Origin of the sequence: Candidatus Poriferisocius sp. (assembly GCF_965208475.1) — a bacterium.
Taxonomy (GTDB): Bacteria; Actinomycetota; Acidimicrobiia; order Acidimicrobiales; family Bin134; genus Poriferisocius.
In genome coordinates this window covers 1,614,745-1,632,695 of record NZ_OZ242338.1, presented here as the reverse complement: position 1 = coordinate 1,632,695, position 17,951 = coordinate 1,614,745, and the positions used below count along the sequence as shown (strand labels likewise).

Genomic DNA, 17,951 nt, shown 5'->3' with positions numbered 1-17,951 from the left:
ACCCCTAGTAGGTAAGGTCGGAGCCGTGAGCAAGACCGTGCTTCGAGACCTGCCTTCGATGGTGGCAGTCAAGCGCAGCGACCCCGTCTACATGGCCCACGCGTACCTAACCAAAGTGCCGGTGGCGGGCATTGTGCCCTTCCTCGAGGCGTTTACCAGCGAGGGCGAAATCGTGCTCGATCCATTCGCGGGCTCGGGAATGACCGGTGTTGCCGCGCTCATGACCGGTCGTCGGGCTCGGCTCTTCGACGTCTCGGTACTCGGACGCCACATAGGGACCAACTATGTGAACCAGGTTTCGGAAGAGCACCTGCGCAAGCGGGCCGATGAAGTCATTGACCAAGCAAGAAAGCGTGTGGGCCAGGTGTATGGCGTGAAGTGCGGCCTCTGCGGGGATCACTCAGAGGTCGCCAAGACGGTCTGGTCAGCAATCATGGAGTGTCCAGCGTGCGGACAGGATTTCAACTTTTACTACTGCTTGGAGGCTGCCGACTGGAAAAAGTCGCAGATGGTTTGCCTTAGCTGTGATGCGTCAGTGACGAGTAGGTGCCGAAGGCTCTACGAGAGGCCGGTGGTGGATTCGATCTCCTGTGATTGCTCCCGGACCCAGATCGAGCAACCCCATCGATCTCCGATCGAGGAAGCAGATCCATCCGGCCTCAAGTGGCCTGAAGTGGCCATCGAGAAGTCCCGCCAGATGTATGTTGCCTCTGCACTGGGCCGACATGGCCTGACTTCGGTTTCATCGTTCTACTCGCATCGCAATCTCTGTGCCCTGGCTGCGCTACGCGAGGCGATCGACGAAATTGACGAAGAAGACCTGCGTGAGAAGTTGCGGTTTGCCTTCACGGCCATACTGACCAGGGCAAGCAAACGGTACCAGTGGTCTCGCCAGCGTCCGCTCAATGCGGCGAACGCCAACTACTACGTCGCTCCGGTGTTCTACGAGTGGAACGTCTTCGACCTGTTCAACAGGAAGGTCGATGCTGCAATCCGCTCCGACCGGTGGATCACCGAAGAACGCCGTACTCGCCTCAATTGGGACACAGACCACAGGCTAGATGTCACTTACCAGCGCGCGAGCGCGGAGTCTCTACCTCTCGAGGACAATTCTGTCGACTACGTGTTCACCGACCCACCATTTGGGGCCAACATCTTCTATTCGGATATGAACCTCTTCCAAGAGGCATGGTTGTCGGAGTTCACTGATCCAGAAAAAGAAGCTGTGATTGACCGGGTAGACACTGGCGCGGTCAGGACTGCCGAGCGATACGAGCAGATCATGACTGATGCACTGCGAGAGTGCCTCCGTGTTGTGAAGCCAGGAGGGTTCATCACTCTGCTCTTTGGCAACAGCTCAGGAAAGGTGTGGCAGCTCCTCCAGCGGTCCATAGCAGCCGCTGGCCTAGAGGTGGTCCCTGAACTCATCGCCATGCTGGACAAGGGGCAACGGTCGGTGAAGGGACTGGCATCTGGGTTCGAGAACACAGCCACACTCGATCTCATGCTCACCATGCGCTCAGCCCAAGGTCCACCTCGTGAGCTAGTAGACCCACCGCTCATCGTGATTGAGCAGATCGTCGAACAGCACTTGACCGAACAGGCAGAGGTCAGCCCAAGCCTGCTCTATCTTGAGCTGCTTCGCCACGGATTCCGATCAGGCTGGAATCTCAGCCAACTCGATTTGAGCAGCGTGGTCAGGATCATTGAGAGTGCTCAGCGGACGGTAGACCGTCGTACTGCTCTGGTGGTCTAGGGGCGGAACAGGCGGCCGAAGGCCCGCAGGTCTTCGGTGAACAGTTCCGGCTGTTCGAAGGGGGCGAAGTGGCCGCCTTTGGGCTGAACCGACCAGTGGACGATGTTGTAGCGGCGCTCGGCCCATGCCCGGGGGGTTTGCAGCAGCTCCCGGGGGTAGGCGGCATGGCCGGTGGGAACGGTTATCTGGCCGGCCCAGGAGTCCAGCGCAGAGGTGCCGGTGCGGGCCGACTCCAGGTAAAGCCGCCCCGATGAGGCTGCGGTGCCGGTGATCCAATACAGCATCACGTTGTCGAGCAGCTGGTCTTTGGTGAACACGCTCTCAAGGTCGCCGTCTTCTAAGTCGCACCAGTGCTGGTACTTCTCGATGAACCAGGCGGCCAGCCCGGCGGGGGAGTCGTTGTGGGCCATGGCCAGGGTCTGGGGCTTGGTGCTCAACATGGCCATGTACCCGGTGCCCCCGCTGATCACCTCGAAGGATCGGGCCATGGCGGCCTGCTCGGCCTCGGTCACCCCCTCCATCACCTTGGCCTGATCGGCTGACTCCTCAGCGGTGGGCTGAGCGAAGAGCATGTTGAAGTGGGCGGCGATGAGCCGGTCGGCGTAGGCCTCGGCCATCCGCCGGGTGACCAGTGCCCCCCAGTCGCCTCCCTGCACTATGTAGCGGTCATAGCCCAGTTGTTCCATTACCCCGGCGATGGCATCGGCGCAGCGGTGCATGTCCACGCCCGGGTTGGCGGTGGGCCCGGAGAAGCCGTAACCGGGCAGCGAGGGGACCACCAAATGGAAGGCGTCGGCCGGGTCGCCGCCGTGGGCCGCCGGGTCTGACAGCGGCCCCAACATCTCCCGGAACTCCACCACCGAGCCCATGTATCCGTGGATCAGCACCATGGGCAGGGCGTCGGGCTCGGGAGAGCGCACATGGTAGAAGTGGACCCGCTCGCCGGCCGCGGTGGCGGTGAACTGGGGAAAGGCGTTGAGATACGCCTCCCGGGCCTGCCAGTCGTAGCCGTCGGCCCAGTAGTCGCATAACTCCTGCATGTAGGCCACCGAAGCGCCGTCCTCCCATCCGGGCCGCACGGTGTCGGGCCACCGGGTCGTGGTCAGACGCCGGTGCAGGTCATCCAGGTCGGCTTGGGGGATGTCGATCTCAAATGGCTCGATGCTCATTCCCGCAGCGTGTCACGCTGGTGTTGCCGAATCGAAATGGCCGGGTCGAAATCGCCTAGTCGAAATGATCGGCGCGGCGGACGACGAACAGCCAGGTGAGCACGGCCGAGAGCACCACGAGCACCCCCGACCACACTCCGGCTTCGGCCACGAAGGCCTCTTCGATGCTGTTGAAGGCCTTGGTGGTGAGGGTGGGGAAGTCGAACGGGGCGATGAGCAGCGTGATGGGCAGCTCCTTCATAACCGACAGCATCACCAGCCCTCCTCCGGCCAACAGCCCCGGCGCCATGAGCGGCAGCTCCAGCGACCGGAAGCGGCGGACCCAGTTGGCCCCCAGGGTGCGGGCGGCGTCGGTCAGCCGGTTCGACACCGAGGAAACCGCTACTTGTGAAGTGCGCATGGTCTGGCCGCCGAAGCGCACCACGTAGGCGAACACCAGCAACACCAGGGTGTTGCGCAGATGGCTGCCGACATCGGTTTTCAGCGTCCAGAACAACAGCGCCAGCCCGATGAGGATCCCGGGCAGCGCGAAGGACGACACGATCACCCCGTTGGCCGCTGTGCCGATCCGGGATCGGTAGCGCACCACCAGATAGGCGGCCGGCAGCACTGCTGCCACCGCCACCACCGCAGCCACCACACTGCCGAAAGCGGTGTTCCAGGTCGGTGTCCACACGTCGTCCCAACCCACCAGCAGATCCCGTCCGCCGGAAGCGTCGAGCCGGATGCCGTCGATGGTCCAATCGGCCAGCGATGCCAGCGGGCCGAACAAGCTCACCGCCACCACGGCGACAAGGAACGCCACCGCCAAGGGCCTGGCCCGGCCCAGGGGATACACCACCGGGCGCCTCGAGCGCACTGGAGCGGCTACCTCATATCGCCGGGTGGCCGCTCGCTCGATCAGCACCACGATGGCGGCCAACACCAGCAAGATTACGCTGAGGGCCAGCGACACCGGCTGGTTGTTGAGCCGGGTGGTGTAGATGGCCCGGCTGAGGGTGTCGTAGCGCATTAGCTGCACCGCGCCGAAGTCGCTGATGGCGTAGAGGAACACCAGCAGGGTGCCGGCGCTGATTGCGGTGGCGGTCTGGGGCAGCACCACCCGCCGGATGATGGTCGGCGGACCGTCGCCTAGCAGCCGGGCGGACTCCTCCACCGATCCGGGCAGCCGGCGCAGCCGGGCGGCCACCGGCAGGTACACATAGGGATAGGTGAATAGGGTCAGCGCCAGCCACGCCCCGAACAAGCCCCGCATCTCCACGTCCCAAGCCACCCCCACATTGTCGAGCCAGTCGGCCAACAGCCCGCCGGGGTTGAGCGTGCGGATGAGGGCCGCGGCGCCGATGAAGGTGGGGAACACCAGCGGCAGCGGCAACAGCGTCTGCCATAGCCGCCTCAGAGGCACGTCGCAGCGGGTGGTCAGCCAGGCCAAAGCGGTGCCCAACACCGCGGTCGCGGCCGACACCAGCACCGCCAGCCGCAGTGTGCGCAGCAGCGGCCCTTGCGTGCGCTGGGAGAACAGCACCCCCAGAGGGTCGCTGCTGAAGGTGAAGTTTCGCCACACCAGATAGCCCGCGGGGAAGGCGAACCCCGCGGTCACCACCACGGCGACGACCCTCAAGAGCGCCGGTGACCGGGCGGTCGGCAATGACACAAGGGCCGACATTATCCACAAGCGCCAGCAAAGGTAAAGCTTGCTTTACATATCCGAGGCCGACTGTGGCTTGCAAGCGGCTCTCAGTTGTCGGTCGGGTTCGGAGGGGGCGGAGTTGGCGCCGCCGTTCAAGGCAGCCGGGCGTCGGGTTGCCGGTCGGGTTCGGAGGGGGCGAAGGCTTTCGCTGGTGCCCCGGTGTAGGCGGGGGACACCGGGGCGCCGGGGGCAAGGCTCAAAGTGCCGTTCACCCGGGCGCGGAGGCGGGCGCCGATGGGGCCGACCACGGTGGCCATGCCATCGGGTCCCCGATATTCATAGTGCTCCACGGTGTGCTCGGAGGCGCGGCCGCCAGTCGACAGCTCTACGTCCTCGGGCCTCACCGCCACTTCAACCGGGCCGTTGTTGGGATCAAGCAGGGGGATGGGGCCGAAATCGGTCTCGGCGACATCGCCGGCAGCTACCCCGGGATACAGGGAGACATCACCCACGAATGCCGCCACCCACGGGGTGGCCGGGTTCTGGTAGACCTCAGCCGGAGTGCCGGTCTGCACGATCCGGCCCGCGTCCATTACCGCCACCCGGTCGCCCAACACCAGCGCCTCCTCGCGATCGTGGGTCACGAACACAGCGGTCATCTCCGCGTGTCGCAGCAGTTCCCGCACCTCTGAGCGCACCTCGCGCCGCAAGGCCGCGTCCAGGTTGGAGAAGGGCTCGTCCAGCAGCAATACCGTGGGCTTGGGCGCCAGCGCCCGGGCCAGAGCCACCCGCTGCTGCTGGCCGCCCGAGAGGGTTTCGGGGGCGCGGTCCTGCATTCCCGGCAGGTTGACCAACTCCAGCGTTTTCGCAACTTCCGCGGCCCGCTGGCGGCGGGGGATCCCGTAGCCCACGTTTTGGGCCACATCCAGGTGGGGGAACAGCGCCCAATCTTGGAACACCATGCCCACTTGGCGGTCTTCTGGCCTCAGCCAGGCCCCGTCCCCGTCCACCTTGGTCCCGTCCAGGCTGACGCTCCCATGGTCGGCCCGCTCCAGTCCGGCGATGAGCCTCAGCAGTGTGGTCTTGCCGCATCCGCTCGGCCCCAGAAGCGACAGCATCTCTCCGGCGTGCAGCGTCAGGGTGAAGTCGGCCAGCACCGTCGTGGCGCCGAATGACTTGTGGATGCCCTCGACGGACAGCAGCGGCGGGGTGGTTTCATCGACAGCCATGTCCGCCGACAGGCTAACCGGCATCCTCGGAATTCGGCGGGCCAAGTGATCCGTGGTGCCCTGCTCGTCTCGCCGACAGGCCCCTGAGTTACAGTCCGAGGCCGTGATGGTCTCCACCGGCGACGGGCCAATCGAGGTGCGCCTCCGCGGCGAGGGGCCGCTGGTGGTCATGCTGCCGTCGATGGGCCGGGGGGCGGGCGACTTCGAACTTCTGGCCGCCGACGTGGCCGCGGCGGGCTACCGGGTGGCCTGCCCCGAGCCCCGGGGCCTGGGGGCCAGCGCGGTGCCCGACCGGGAGGAGACCCTGTCGACGCTGGCCTCAGATGTGGCCGCGGTCATCTCCGAACTCGGCGGCGGCCCCGCGGTGCTGGTGGGGCACGCCTACGGGAACCGCATCGCCCGCATGACCGCCACCGAGCATCCCGATTTGGTGGAAAGCCTGGTGCTGTTGGCCTGCGGCGGGTTCATTCCGGTCACCGAGGAGATGGGCGTGGCGATGAGGACGATCTTCGACACCCGCAACCCGCCCAACGTTCGCCTCGATGCGGTGGCTCGGGCGTTTTTCGCCCCGGGAAACGACGCCAGCGTGTGGGCCGGCGGCTGGTACGGGTCACTGGCCCGCCATCAAGAACAGGCCACCGTGAACACCCCAGTTGGCGATTGGTGGGCCGGAGGCACCGCCCCCATGCTGGCCGTGCAGCCCGCCGACGACCGGCTGGCCGTGCCCGCCAACGCCGAGGCCCTCGTGCAAGCAGTGGGCGACCGGGTGGAGGTGGTGGTCATCCCCAACGCCGGCCACGCCCTTTTGCCCGAGCAACCCGAGGCGGTGGCCGAAACGGTGATCGCCTGGCTCGACCGCCGCCGGGCCGAGGCGCGCGCCTAGTCGGGTTCCGGCGCTCGGCTAGTTGCGGGGGACCTCGTTCCAGGGGATGGCCTTGTCCACCCGGGGTTCGCCGGGGAGGCCGAGGATCTGCTCGCCCAAGATGTTGCGCATGATCTCGGTGGTGCCGCCTTCGATGGAGTTGGCCCGAGACCGCAAGAAAGCATGGCCGATCCCGTTCTCGACACCGGTTTCCGACACTACGTCGGGCCGGCGGAAGGCGTAGTCGAAATCCACTGAGCCGGCCAGGCCCTGGAGGTTTACGCACTCTTCGAAAATGTCCTTGTTCAACTCTGCGTGGATGGCCTTGGCCACCGAGCCCTCAGGACCAGGGTTGCCGGCCCGGCGGTTCTGCGACGCCCTCATGTTGGTGAGCCGCAGGGTCTCGGCCTGGCTCCACAGCTGCATCATCCGGTCTTGGCGGGTCGCCGTTCGCTGTTCAGCAGGCAACTTGGCCCACACCCGGACCAACTCGGCGATGCTGCCCGAGCCCCGCTTGGGCGAGCCCCCGCCCCCGATCACGGTGCGCTCATTCATCAGCGTGGTGAGAGCCACCCGCCAACCCTCTCCCTCATCGCCGATGCGGTCGGCGTCGGACACCCGCACGCCGGTCATATAAACCTCGTTGAACTCGGCCTCGCCGGTGATCTGGCGCAGCGGGCGCACCTCCACCCCCTCGGCGTGCATGTCCAGGGCGAAGTAGGTCATGCCCTTGTGCTTGGGGGCATCGGGGTCGCTGCGGGCCACCAGCATGCCCCTGTCGGCCAGGTGAGCCAGGGTGTTCCACACCTTCTGGCCGTCAACTGTCCATACCTCGCCGTCGCGTACCGCCCGAGTGGCCAATCCGGCGAAGTCGCTCCCCGCTCCCGGCTCGGAGAACAGCTGGCACCAGCGCTCCTCGCCAGTGAACATCGGTCGCAGGAACCGGCGTTTTTGCTCGTCAGAGCCGTGGGTCACGACGGTGGGCCCGGCCAGCGTGAAGAAGAAGGCGCCGGCATCGGCCGGCCCCGCTCCAGCGTCTCGCAGTCGCCCTTCGATATGGCGCTGGTAGCGAGGGGCCAAGCCGAGACCGCCAAAGCCCGCCGGGAAATGGACCCAGGCCAGCCCGTAGTCGTACTGGTAGCCCCGGAACTCATCCACCGACATGACGGCGGGATCGTGTTCAGCCAAGAGGGAGTCGATGGCGTCGTCGACTTCTGCGGGGATTGCGTCAGTGCTCACAGGGCCAATCTAGCTTTACGTTAGCGAAGAAGGTCATCTGATCATCACCTTGCGGGATTGCCCGCGTGGACTGTTGTGCCTGTGGGTTTTGCGGTGGCACTTGGGGCAGAGCAGAACAAGATTGGGAACGTCGGTGGGGCCTCCGTCTTCCCAGGGCAGGATATGGTGGAAGTCGCAGGCTTGAGGTCTCAGCCCGCAGTTGGTGCAGGCTCTGTCTCGTCTGATTATGGCGAATCTCTGGGCTCTTGTGGGAGCCCGCCGAGCGCGTCCCATGTAGAGGGGCTGTGAGTCGGCATTGAAGATGGCCGGCAGGATCTCTGCTTCGCAGGCCAGACGGCGGATCTCGTCCAATTCCACGGGTGTTCCGTCAATGAGGCTGGCGCTCTTGAGCTGTCGGGTTATGGCGTCGTAGTCGGCGGTGAGGATCAGCGTAGTCTTTTGCGGCTTCGGCGCAGTATGCATCCAGTCGCCGCAGCCAGGCCCTTCGCAGCCGCAATCTTCCTCGCCTTCGGAGGCCACGCGAGCGCTATTTCTGGACTTGCCGGGTTCCTGGGTTACCAGTGCCACCAGAGCGTCGGCGTTGCGCTGCTCGAAAGTGCGCTGGCCGCCGGTTTGCGAGTCGTGCTTGAGCATCTTGGTGCTCATGGCATCCAGAGCAACCCTGAGTCGCTCGCCTGCGATCTGATCGAACTCGGCGTGCAGCACCACCATCTCGAGGTCGCCGTCGAACACCTTGGCCGTGCGGCGTGCCCTTTGATGCTGGGTCCGAGACTTGCCCTGTCGGGCCAGCCGGCGATCCTCCCAGCTGGCGACTGTTCGCTTGAAATTATCGCAATCCTGCCTGAGGGCCAGCGCCACCAATTCGAGTTGCTCTTCTTGGTTCATGGGACAGCGGCTATGCGAGTCAGCTAGCAACTCAGCATGGTCAAGCGTGATGCGCCTGTCTTGAACAGCTTCCAAAACAGCGGGAGCATCGGCCAGCCGCTTGGCCGTTCTGGCCTGACGCGACCGCTTGTGTCGGGGCAGTTCGAATTGCTCGCACATCGCATCCACGGCATCCTTGCCCATCAACTCGCCCAACCGCGCCAACAAAGCCGCCAGGTAACTTTCAATCTCGCGGCGAGCGCAGTTGGCCTGCAACGCCAACTTGATAACGTCAGAGGCATCGCAATCAGAGAAGTCAACCAACTCAATGCCAGCTGCTAGACCGACACCATTGTTGTTAGAAACCTTAGCTATGGATCCTAGTTCCATGTATGTATTTTATCGGGCTGGATGACACATCCCACCACGAATTATAGAATTCTTCTTGGTACTGTGAGGTTATTCTACTCACCAACCAGAGTAAGTTGTGTGCCATATGTCAAGTCAGCCACATCACAGACTAGCTCAATTTTCTGGATAACAGCTTTGACATTAAGGTTTGCACCCATCCACCAACCATCGCCGAGATTCTTATAGTCGTAATCCTCATGGAGTGTTTGGAACAGCTCGCTGCGCTGTTTGGAGATGAAGACTCTCTTCCTAGTCCGATTGCGGGGGTCACTATAAAGGCGGCTCAAAAAGCTGAGGTCTTGGCTTTGAAGGTCCTTCACTATGGCCATCAGGGTAGCGATAGCATTTGAGCACTGAACTTCGTTGCCGTGTAGCCGATACCCAGCAATCTTGATTGAGTGGTTAGCAGAATTTGTTTGTCTTGTGCTTCGACCCTGTTGGGAAGATGGTGTTGTTGTGGTCCTCGATGTCCTTCGGCCAGATGAAGTCTGGCCTGAAGGTGAGCGGGAAAGCTGGCAGAGAAACCCTTCCACGTCCTCGTTGCGAGGTCGGACTCCACATACGCTCTCAACCTCTTCAGCGAGAAGATCAATGAGCAGTTCGTTGGGTGGATTGAGCAGGTGTTGCCAGACATCGGGGAGAGCCTCCCTGGCCTGTGCTCGACGGCGGGCATCTTCATGGAGGGTTTCGGCATCGCGTTTGGCCGATCCGGAAGCCACTTGTTCCTTTGCCAAGAACTTGTGAAACAACTCCCCGAGCCTAGGGGGTTGATTGCCCCCTACCGCGCTGAGTTCAATTCGATTGAAGCGACGGCTAGCAGGTTCACCGGCTGCCATGCTCAAGTAGAAGTCCCAGATGCTGCCGTCGGTCAAGACCAGAAGTGGGATTCCCTGGTTGGCTGCATAACTGAAGAGCTGCTCCTCTGCCTTGAGACTCAGATTGCCCAATCGCTTGGCCTCAACGAATACCTGGGGTTTCTGGTGTATCAGCAGCGCGAAGTCCACAAAACCGTTGTCTACCTGGTACTCGGGCACGAATTCGCCGGGGTCTGTGTCATTCCAGCCCAGCGCCCTCAGGACTGGAACGATCACGGCCTGCTTGATTTGAGCCTCATTCTTCAGCAAACCCGACTCCACATGCCGGGTCGCCTGTTCAAGTACCTGCGGAAACTCCATCTCTGTCCCCCGTCCTGTTCTCGCATGTGGCTGAACACCCTACTTGTTGTTCTCCCTTTGGGGTTCAGCTGGGATTGGGTCGCACCATCTTTAGGCTTGTCATTGCCCGGCGGGCCGCCACATGGGTTTCCAGGGCGTTGAGTTCGTCCGAGAAAACCTCGACGGCGACTGGGGCATCGACACCGCGGTCGACCAGATCAGCGAGCAGCCCGGCGATGTTGCCGTGGCCGTCGCCGGGCAGAAGGCGGTGGTGGATGCACTCGTAGGCCAGTTCGTCATCGGATGGCCTGATGGCCGGCACCGGGCCGGTGTCTCCGATCTGGATGGCTTTGATCATGGCCGGGTCGATGGCGGTGTCGAGCTGGCCCCGTTCCGGTCCCCGCCACAGGTGCCAGGTGTCGAGCAGGAGTCCGGCGTTGGGCCGGTCGGCCCGAGCGACGATCTCGGCGGCCACCCGGTGGTCGTCCAGCGGCGACCAGGCGAATGGCTCTATCAAGGCCAAGATGCCGTGCTCAGCGGCTTGGTCGGCGATCTCAGCCAGGGTGGCCGCGGCTTGTTCCGGGTGCTCGCCCGGCAGCCAGTCGGAATGCTCCAACACCGTGATTGACCGGGCGCGCAAGGCCGCGGCTGAGGCCACCGCATCCTCGGCGCCCTCTGGCGACCGCATTGTCATCACCACTCCGTCGTACTCGGCGACCCGAAGGCTCAACTCGTCCAACAGGCCGAGAATGGCAGCATCGTCCCATCCCCGCTCATGGAGTTTGCGGTGCTCCCACCCGTAGATCGACAGCCGGGCAAACCCAGCCTCAGAAGCAGCCCGGGCCTTCTCTTCCCACGGCACCCGGCCTAGCGTTCCGGTACAGATATACGGGGGATGGTCCACGGGTCGGGGCTACGAAGAGCTGTCCAGCCTAGGTTTCGCCTCGGCGAGCTCGGCGATGTAGGCCAACTCCTCGTCGGTATCGGCCCGGATGGTGAGGCCGGTGGCCTTGGTGTCGCTCCAGCGGGAGAAGCGCTCCTTGATGCGCTGGCGGGAGCCGATCAGCGCACCGTCGTCGATGTATTCGTCGGGCACGGTGGCCACCGCCTCATCGCGGCGTCCGGCCATGAACAGCTCCTGGATGCGCTCGGCGGCCTCGCCGAAGCCCCGCCGCACCATTGCGTCGCGGTGGAAGTTGTGCTCCCGGGTGCCGTAGCCCCCCACCAGAAAAGCGAACTGGGGCTTGGCCTCATCGATGGCCCCCTGCACGTCATCGGTGATCGACACCCGGGCTCCGGCTTGGATCTCGATGTCGTCCCAGGTGCGCCCCGCCCGGTCGAGGCCCTTCTGGATGGCCTCGGTGTAGAGGTGGGCGCTGCCCGGCGTGTACCCCAGCGGCAGCCACCCGTCGGCCAACTCGGCCATCAAAGCGGTGTTGGCCGGCCCGCCGGTCGCCAAGAACACGGGGATGCCGGGATTCATGTGCAGGATCGACTTGAGCGGCTTGCCGATACCCAAGGCGCCGTCGCCGTCGTAGGGCAGGCTGATCTGCGATCCTTTGTGGGTCACCGGCCCCTCTCGGGCGAACACCTTCTTGATGATGGACACATAGTCGCGCAGCACGGCGTTGGGCTTGCCCCACGGTTGGCCGTACCACCCCTCCACGATCTGGGGACCCGACAGACCCAGCCCGCAGATGGCCCGCCCCTCCCCGGCCAGCGCCTCCAGGGTGCCGAACTGCATGGCGGTGGTAACCGCCGGGCGGGCCGCCACCTGGCACACCGCGGTGCCGAGGCGGATGTGGCGGGTGTGGGCCGCGATCCAAGCCAGCGGGGTGATGGCGTCGGTGCCATATATTTCTGCCGACCACACCGAGTCGTACCCCAGCCGCTCGGCCAGCTTCACCCTGGCCAACTGCTCTTTGGCCAGCGGAATATCCAGCCTGGCCTGGTTCCAAAGATCGACCCCGATTCCCAGCTTCATATGCCCTGACTATCCCACTCCCGGTGGCCGGTGGGTGAATTGGCGCTGGGTAGACTCCGACGGTGCCTTCAAAGTTCCTGCACCCCTTCTCTCCGGCCGCGGCCGAAGATTTCATCACCATCGTTCGGGCCGAGGGCTGCACGCTGTGGGACGACCAGGGCAACCGCTATCTGGATGCCCTGGCCAGCCTGTGGTATTGCCAGGTGGGCCACGGCCGGGCCGAGATCATCGACGCGGTGGCCGGCCAGATGCGGTTGCTCGACGCCTACCAGACCTTCGCCCCGTTCACGAACCAGCCGGCCGAGGAACTGGCTTCGATGGTGGCCGAGCGGTCGCCGCATCCCGACGGCCGGGTGTTCTTCTGCGGCTCGGGCTCCGAGGCGGTGGACTCCGCCCTCAAGATCGCCCGGGGCGTGCACCAGCTGAGGGGAGAGCCCCACCGCCAGGTGATCATCCGGCGCACCGACGCCTACCACGGCACCAACTTCGGCGGCACCTCAGCCCAGGGCATCGCGGGCAACCGGGAGGGCTGGGGCGATCTGGTGCCCCACTTCGTGGAAGTTCCCCGAGACGACATCGAAGCGGTGAGCACCGTCATGGCCGCCAACGAGGGAAAGGTGGCCGCCGTCATCACCGAGCCGATGCAGGGGGCTGGGGGAGTGTTCCCACCCCAAGACGGCTACCTGAGGGGATTGCGGCGGCTGTGCGACCAGCACGGCGCCCTGCTCATCATGGACGAGGTGATCTGCGGTTTCGGGCGCACCGGGCAGTGGTTCGGCGCCCAGCACTATGGCGTCGTTCCCGATCTGATGACGTTCGCCAAAGGGGTCACCTCCGGGTACCAGCCGGTGGGCGGGGTGATTTGCAGCCGAGAGGTGTGCGACGTTTTGGAGCAGCCCGGCTTGGTGCTGAGAACCGGGTACACCTACGCCGGGCACCCCACCTGCATGGCCGCCGGGGTGGCCAACCTGGCCCTCATGGAAGAAGAGGGGCTCGTTGAGCGGGTGCCGCACTTGGCCGACAAGCTGACCGAGGGGCTGGCCGCACTCCAAGCCGACGGTCTCATCCGAAGCTACCGAGGTGCCGGAGCGGTGTATGCCGCGGAGCTGGGCTACGACGCCGCGGCTGCCCGGATGCGGCTGTTGGGGGCCGGAGTGGTGCTGCGGCCCATCGGAACTGCCTTGGCCTTATGCCCGCCCCTGGTCATCACCGACCATGAGATAGGCACCCTTTTCGACACGATGGCCGACGTGCTGGCCGAGGCGCCTGAGAAGGGTGAGGCCTGAATCAGCCGATCAGCTGGCCGGCGTCGACTCGGATCTCTAGGCCGGTCACACCTCGGCCCCGCTCGGAGGCTAGGAACAGCACGGCCTCGGCGATGTCCTCAGGGTCGACGTGGCGGTTCAAAGCGGCGGCCCGAGCGGCCCGATCGGAGACCTGCTGGGCGGTCTTGCCGGTTTGGTCGGCGATACCGTGCCACAGCCGGTCGAGGTTGTCGCCGGTGATATAGCCCGGCGTGACGATGTTCACCCTGATGTTGTGGGGGCCGAGCTCCCGGGCCATCACCATCGAAGCGGTGTGCATGGCCGACTTGGTGGAGGTGTAGATGGCCATCTTCTCGGGCACCGAGTGGGTGCTCAGGGTGCCGATCTGCACGATCGAGCCCCCGCCGGCAGCCTTCATGTGGGCGGCGGCTCGGCGGCTCACCTCCAAGGTGCCGATCACGTTCAGCTCGAAGGAATGGCGGTAGTCCTCCCAGTCGATGTCGGCCACCGCGGCCCGGGCCCCGCCGGCTGTGGCCACGTTCACCACCGCGTCCACTCCGCCCAACTCGGCGGCCGCGGTGTCGGCCAGGGCCGCGGCCGAGTCCAGGTCGGCGATGTCGGTGGGGATCGCCAGAACTCTTCGTCCCGTGGCCTCGGCCACCTCAGCGGCCAGCGCCGAAAGAGGCTCGGCCCGGCGGGCGGCCAGGGCCAAATCAGCGCCGTCGGCCGCCATGGCCAGCGCGCACGACCTCCCCACCCCCGGCCCCGCCCCGGTGATGACGGCCACCTTGCCGGCCATCGAGCGGTTCATCTGGTTCCTTTGCGCGTCACGGTGCCTCGGTCCGATGCTGGCGGTTTGGTTTGCTGTTCACGGTGCCTCGGTCCGACGCCGGCGGTTTGGTTTGCTGTTCACGGTGCCTCGGTCCGACGCCGGCGGTTTGGTTTGCTGTTCACGGTGCCTCGGTCCGACGCCGGCGGTTTGGTTTGCTGTTCACGGTGCCTCGGTCCGACGCCGGCGGTTTGGTTTGCTGTTCACGGTGCCTCGGTCCGACGCCGGCGGTGTCGGCGCTATGCAGTCTCGGGCATGTCGGGGGCCCAGTTGGCCCCGTTGATGTGGCTGCCGCCGTCCACGTACAGGGTGTTGCCGGTGAGGTATTGGGCGTCCTCGGTCGACAAGAACAACGCCACTGGGGCGATGTCTCCCTCGGGATCGCCCATCCGGCCCATGGGGTTGGCCGCCTCGGCGTTGCGGATGAGATCGGGCATCATCTGCTCTACCCGGCGAGCCGACGCGGTCTTGGCCCCCGGGCAGATCACGTTCACCACGATGCCGTAGGGGGCCCACTCCCGGGCCGCAGTGCGGCTGAGGGTCCGCAGCGCCTCCTTGGCGCAGTTGTACTCCAGCGTGCCCATGTGGGCGTTCACCCCGTTGAGCGAGCACAGGTTCACGATCCGGCCGTACTGCTGATCCCGCATGACCCGAAACGCAGCCTGCATGGCCCACAGCGGGCCGTACAGCCCCACATGTATGGCATCGTCCATGAGCTGGTCGGTCTTCACCTCCACCCGGCACAGCTCCCCGCCGCCCCAGGCATTGTTGATGAGCACGTCGAGGCGGCCCCAGTGATCCACCGCGGCGTCCACCATGGCCAGCACCTCGGCCTTGTCGGCCACGTCTGCCCGCAGCGGCCGGGCGTCGGCGCCGAACTCGTCGTGCAGCTCGCCGGCCACCCGCTCGGCGGCCGCGTTGTCGATATCGGTGACCAGGAGTCGGGCCCCCTCAGCAGCGAACCGGCGGCAGATCCCGCGGCCGATGCCGTCGCCTCCGCCGGTTACCACCGCCACGCGGTCGTCGAGTTGTCCCATGGTCGTGCTCCTTTCAGATATCGATTGCGGAAGAGGGGGAGGTCAAAAAGCGATGACCGAGCGCAGGGTCTCGCCGGCCTTCATGGCCGCATAGCCGTCGTTCACCTCGGTGATGTCGATGGTGGCCGACACCATCTCGTCGAGCTTGAGGCGCCCGTCGAGGTAGAGGTCGATGAACTTGGGCATGTCCAGGCGGAAGCGGTTGCCGCCCATGAGAGACCCCTGGAGTTTCTTCTCGCTCAAGATGATCTCCCCGCCGGGGATGGTCACCTGGCTGGTCATGGGCAGCATGCCGATTATGGTGGCTGTGCCGCCGACGCCGATCATGGCCCAAGCCTGCTCGGCGGTGGCCGACAGCCCGATGGCCTCGAAGGAGTAGTCGGCCCCGCCCCCGGTGATCTCATGGACCGCAGCCACAGGATCAACCTCGGAGGCGTTGACCGTGTGGGTGGCGCCAACGGTGCTGGCCATCTCCAGCTTGGAGGCCACCAGATCTACGGCGATGATGGGCGTGGCCCCCACGATGCGGGCCCCCTGCACGGCCGACAGGCCGATGCCGCCGCAGCCGATCACCACCACGCTCGACCCCGCAGGCACCGCTGCGGAGCGCATGACTGCGCCCAACCCGGTGGTGACCCCGCAGCCGACGAGCGCGGCCCGGTCCAGCGGCATGTCGTCGCGGATCTTGACCACTCCCCGCTCATGCACCAGCAGTTCCTCGGCGAACGATCCTAGCCCGGCGAAGGCGATGCAGCTTCGGCCGTCGTCGAACCTAAGCGAGGGGGTGGGGCGGCCCGAGCGCATGGTGTCGCCGTCGAGGCACAGGTAGGGCTTGCCGTCGAGGCACATGCGGCAAACTCCGCACCACATGGACACGCAGGTGATGACGTGGTCGCCGGGCTTCACGTAGGTCACGTCCTCGCCCACCGCGGCCACCACCCCGGCCGACTCGTGGCCCATGACCATCGACTCCGCCACCGGCCAGTGGCCGTCCATGAAGTGCAGGTCGGAGTGGCACAGCCCGGCGTGGGTGGTGCTGATGAGCACCTCGTTGGGATTCGGCTTGTCGACGGTCAGGTTCTCGACGACCAACTCGCCGGGGCTGGTGTGCAAAACGGCGCCGCGCATGGGGTTCTCCTTGGTTTTGGCTTTTGGAAAGAGTAAACGCGCCCGGCCGTGTCGGCAGTGTCCGAGCGGCGGGGCAGCTTTTGGAGATTGGCTAGAGACCGGCCAGGAAGTCGTCTACGAGGCTGATCACGTAGCCGATGTCGTCGTCGTCTAGGGAGTGGTTCATGGGGAGCACCACGCCCCGCTCCATGATGGCGTCGGCGCTGGGCAGACCTCCGGCGGGCTGTCGGAAGTCCACACCGGCCATGAACGGCTGGCGGGCGGCGTTGCCGGTCCACACCGTGCGGGTGTCCACGCCGTTGCCGTCAAGGTGGGCTTGCAGATCGGCCCGCGCGAAGCCGGCGTCGGTGGCGATGGTGAGCGGGTAGCACAGCCAGGCGGTCTCCAGCCCCTCGGTCTGGCGGGGGAGGCGGAAGCGGTCGGCGTGGGCGGAGAAAAAGTCGGTGTAGAGATCGAAGCTGCGGGTGCGGCGGGCGAAGTTCTGGGGCACTTTGCCGAGCTGTTGGCGACCGAAGGCGGCGCCGATCTCGGAGGGCTCGAAGTTCCAGGCCAGTTCGTCGAAGATGAACTGGTTGTCGTAGTGGATGCCGTCGAGGTCCTCCCAGAAGTCTCGGTTTCGGCGCTTGGACCCGTAGAAGTGAAGCTCGGAGCGCCGTCCCCAGCGCCGCAGCAAAAGGCCCCGATCCCGCAGGCCCTCGTCGTCGAGCAGCACCATGCCGCCGCCTCCGGCGCAGGTGATGATGTGCGACGAGGCGAAGCTGGTGACCGTCAGGTCGCTGCGGGCGCCGGTGGGGGTTCCCCGCAGTGTCGGCCCCAGGGCATCGCAGCTATCCTCGATGACGAACAGCCCGTGGCGGTCGGCGATGGTCCGGATGGCGTCCCAGTCGGGGGCGTTGCCAATCAGGTTGGGGGCCAAGATGGCCCTGGTGTCGGGGCCGACCAGGGCCTCAATGGAGTCGATGTCGATCTGGTAGGTGTCGGGGTCCACATCGGCGAACACCGGCACCAGCCCGGCCCGCACCAACGGGGCCACATCGGTGGAGAACGTCACCGCCGCGGTGATCACCTCGCTGCCCGGGGGCAGGTCGGCCAGCTCCACCGCCAGATACAGCGCCGATGAGCCAGAGTTGCACATGAGCCCCCTCTGCTTGCCGAACCGCTCAGCCACCGCCCATTCGAAAGCGGTGACATTGCGCCCCGGCCACAGGGCCGCTGCCCCGCCCCGCAGCACCTCCACCACGGCTTCGATCTCGGCCTCATCGTGAACACTGGCCGCATAGAAGATCCGCTCGCCCATCAGCCCTCAGTCTGCCCTACCCGCGTTGTGGAGCCATGATCAGCGCAGCGGGCCAAGCCTTTGCCGAACTGGTCGGCAAATTGCGCTCAAACAGCGT

The 17,951-nt window shown here is 65.3% G+C and carries 16 protein-coding genes; 4 read left to right on the top strand and 12 right to left on the bottom strand.

Translation table 11 applies throughout. From position 1 onward, the window contains the following. The first annotated feature begins 58 nt into the window (after nt 1-58). On the top strand, nt 59-1,756 hold the full coding sequence (locus tag ACOGXA_RS07640; RefSeq protein WP_419926953.1) for a DNA methyltransferase: 1,698 nt from the start codon (nt 59-61) through the stop codon (nt 1,754-1,756). On the opposite strand, the gene ACOGXA_RS07635 is transcribed toward ACOGXA_RS07640, so the two are convergent. The 3 genes from ACOGXA_RS07635 to ACOGXA_RS07625 all read right to left on the bottom strand — a co-directional run bounded on the left by ACOGXA_RS07635 (nt 1,753) and on the right by ACOGXA_RS07625 (nt 5,784). Next, nucleotides 1,753-2,925, bottom strand: coding sequence for an epoxide hydrolase family protein (locus ACOGXA_RS07635; protein WP_419926673.1), 1,173 nt, complete (start codon nt 2,923-2,925; stop codon nt 1,753-1,755). The genes ACOGXA_RS07640 and ACOGXA_RS07635 overlap by 4 nt on opposite strands. 55 nt (nt 2,926-2,980) lie before the next feature. Further along, a complete protein-coding gene (locus ACOGXA_RS07630; protein WP_419926672.1) occupies nt 2,981-4,579 on the bottom strand; it encodes an ABC transporter permease in 1,599 nt (532 codons plus the stop codon). A gap of 128 nt (nt 4,580-4,707) precedes the next feature. Then, the gene (locus tag ACOGXA_RS07625) at nt 4,708-5,784 is read right to left on the bottom strand and encodes an ABC transporter ATP-binding protein (RefSeq protein ID WP_419926671.1); all 1,077 of its coding nucleotides are present in this window, start codon (nt 5,782-5,784) and stop codon (nt 4,708-4,710) included. A 106-nt stretch (nt 5,785-5,890) separates the two neighbouring features. Between ACOGXA_RS07625 and ACOGXA_RS07620 the strand changes: the two genes are divergently transcribed. Next, entirely contained in the window at nt 5,891-6,667 is a 777-nt protein-coding gene (locus ACOGXA_RS07620; RefSeq protein ID WP_419926952.1) for an alpha/beta fold hydrolase, read from the top strand. Between the two features lie 18 nt (nt 6,668-6,685). Here ACOGXA_RS07620 and ACOGXA_RS07615 read toward each other — a convergent pair whose 3' ends face one another. Then, on the bottom strand, nt 6,686-7,885 hold the full coding sequence (locus ACOGXA_RS07615; RefSeq protein ID WP_419926670.1) for an acyl-CoA dehydrogenase family protein: 1,200 nt from the start codon (nt 7,883-7,885) through the stop codon (nt 6,686-6,688). 33 nt (nt 7,886-7,918) lie between these two features. Next, nucleotides 7,919-8,866: a DUF222 domain-containing protein gene (locus tag ACOGXA_RS07610; RefSeq protein WP_419926951.1), complete on the bottom strand. Its 948-nt coding sequence runs from the start codon at nt 8,864-8,866 to the stop codon at nt 7,919-7,921. Here ACOGXA_RS07610 and ACOGXA_RS07605 point away from each other — a divergent pair. Then, nucleotides 8,807-9,091 (top strand): hypothetical protein, encoded by a 285-nt coding sequence (locus tag ACOGXA_RS07605; RefSeq protein WP_419927064.1) that lies wholly within the window; start codon nt 8,807-8,809, stop codon nt 9,089-9,091. The genes ACOGXA_RS07610 and ACOGXA_RS07605 overlap by 60 nt on opposite strands. A gap of 122 nt (nt 9,092-9,213) precedes the next feature. Here the strand turns inward: ACOGXA_RS07605 and ACOGXA_RS07600 are convergent, their stop codons facing one another. The 3 genes from ACOGXA_RS07600 to ACOGXA_RS07590 form a co-directional block, all read right to left on the bottom strand. After that, nucleotides 9,214-10,335 (bottom strand): hypothetical protein, encoded by a 1,122-nt coding sequence (locus tag ACOGXA_RS07600; protein WP_419926669.1) that lies wholly within the window; start codon nt 10,333-10,335, stop codon nt 9,214-9,216. A gap of 64 nt (nt 10,336-10,399) precedes the next feature. Continuing rightward, complete coding sequence (locus tag ACOGXA_RS07595; protein ID WP_419926668.1) at nt 10,400-11,218, bottom strand: sugar phosphate isomerase/epimerase family protein; 819 nt, start codon at nt 11,216-11,218, stop codon at nt 10,400-10,402. A gap of 9 nt (nt 11,219-11,227) precedes the next feature. Continuing rightward, nucleotides 11,228-12,298 carry an LLM class F420-dependent oxidoreductase gene (locus ACOGXA_RS07590; RefSeq protein ID WP_419926667.1) on the bottom strand — a complete coding sequence of 357 codons (1,071 nt, stop codon included), beginning with the start codon at nt 12,296-12,298 and terminating at the stop codon, nt 11,228-11,230. Nucleotides 12,299-12,360: 62 nt separating this feature from the next. On the opposite strand from ACOGXA_RS07590, the gene ACOGXA_RS07585 reads away from it, so the two are divergent. Further along, entirely contained in the window at nt 12,361-13,584 is a 1,224-nt protein-coding gene (locus tag ACOGXA_RS07585) for an aspartate aminotransferase family protein (protein ID WP_419926666.1), read from the top strand. A 1-nt stretch (nt 13,585) separates the two neighbouring features. On the opposite strand, the gene ACOGXA_RS07580 is transcribed toward ACOGXA_RS07585, so the two are convergent. From ACOGXA_RS07580 to ACOGXA_RS07565, 4 genes are all read right to left on the bottom strand, one after another. Further along, complete coding sequence (locus ACOGXA_RS07580; RefSeq protein WP_419926665.1) at nt 13,586-14,374, bottom strand: SDR family oxidoreductase; 789 nt, start codon at nt 14,372-14,374, stop codon at nt 13,586-13,588. Between the two features lie 257 nt (nt 14,375-14,631). Beyond that, nucleotides 14,632-15,429, bottom strand: a complete 798-nt coding sequence (locus tag ACOGXA_RS07575; protein ID WP_419926664.1) for an SDR family NAD(P)-dependent oxidoreductase — start codon at nt 15,427-15,429, stop codon at nt 14,632-14,634. A gap of 42 nt (nt 15,430-15,471) precedes the next feature. Then, nucleotides 15,472-16,557, bottom strand: coding sequence for a Zn-dependent alcohol dehydrogenase (locus ACOGXA_RS07570; RefSeq protein WP_419926663.1), 1,086 nt, complete (start codon nt 16,555-16,557; stop codon nt 15,472-15,474). 91 nt (nt 16,558-16,648) lie between these two features. Further along, the gene (locus ACOGXA_RS07565; protein WP_419926662.1) at nt 16,649-17,854 is read right to left on the bottom strand and encodes a DegT/DnrJ/EryC1/StrS family aminotransferase; all 1,206 of its coding nucleotides are present in this window, start codon (nt 17,852-17,854) and stop codon (nt 16,649-16,651) included. Between the last annotated feature and the right edge of the window lie 97 nt (nt 17,855-17,951).

Bases quoted from the DNA above. Each gene is read 5' to 3' on its own strand.
- ACOGXA_RS07640 (WP_419926953.1), top strand. From the start codon at position 59: ATGGTGGCAGTCAAGCGCAGCGACCCCGTCTACATGGCCCACGCGTAC.
- ACOGXA_RS07635 (WP_419926673.1), bottom strand. From the start codon at position 2,925: ATGAGCATCGAGCCATTTGAGATCGACATCCCCCAAGCCGACCTGGAT.
- ACOGXA_RS07625 (WP_419926671.1), bottom strand. From the start codon at position 5,784: ATGGCTGTCGATGAAACCACCCCGCCGCTGCTGTCCGTCGAGGGCATC.
- ACOGXA_RS07620 (WP_419926952.1), top strand. From the start codon at position 5,891: ATGGTCTCCACCGGCGACGGGCCAATCGAGGTGCGCCTCCGCGGCGAG.
- ACOGXA_RS07605 (WP_419927064.1), top strand. From the start codon at position 8,807: ATGGTCAAGCGTGATGCGCCTGTCTTGAACAGCTTCCAAAACAGCGGG.
- ACOGXA_RS07600 (WP_419926669.1), bottom strand. From the start codon at position 10,335: ATGGAGTTTCCGCAGGTACTTGAACAGGCGACCCGGCATGTGGAGTCG.
- ACOGXA_RS07590 (WP_419926667.1), bottom strand. From the start codon at position 12,298: ATGAAGCTGGGAATCGGGGTCGATCTTTGGAACCAGGCCAGGCTGGAT.
- ACOGXA_RS07580 (WP_419926665.1), bottom strand. From the start codon at position 14,374: ATGAACCGCTCGATGGCCGGCAAGGTGGCCGTCATCACCGGGGCGGGG.
- ACOGXA_RS07575 (WP_419926664.1), bottom strand. From the start codon at position 15,429: ATGGGACAACTCGACGACCGCGTGGCGGTGGTAACCGGCGGAGGCGAC.
- ACOGXA_RS07570 (WP_419926663.1), bottom strand. From the start codon at position 16,557: ATGCGCGGCGCCGTTTTGCACACCAGCCCCGGCGAGTTGGTCGTCGAG.
- ACOGXA_RS07565 (WP_419926662.1), bottom strand. From the start codon at position 17,854: ATGGGCGAGCGGATCTTCTATGCGGCCAGTGTTCACGATGAGGCCGAG.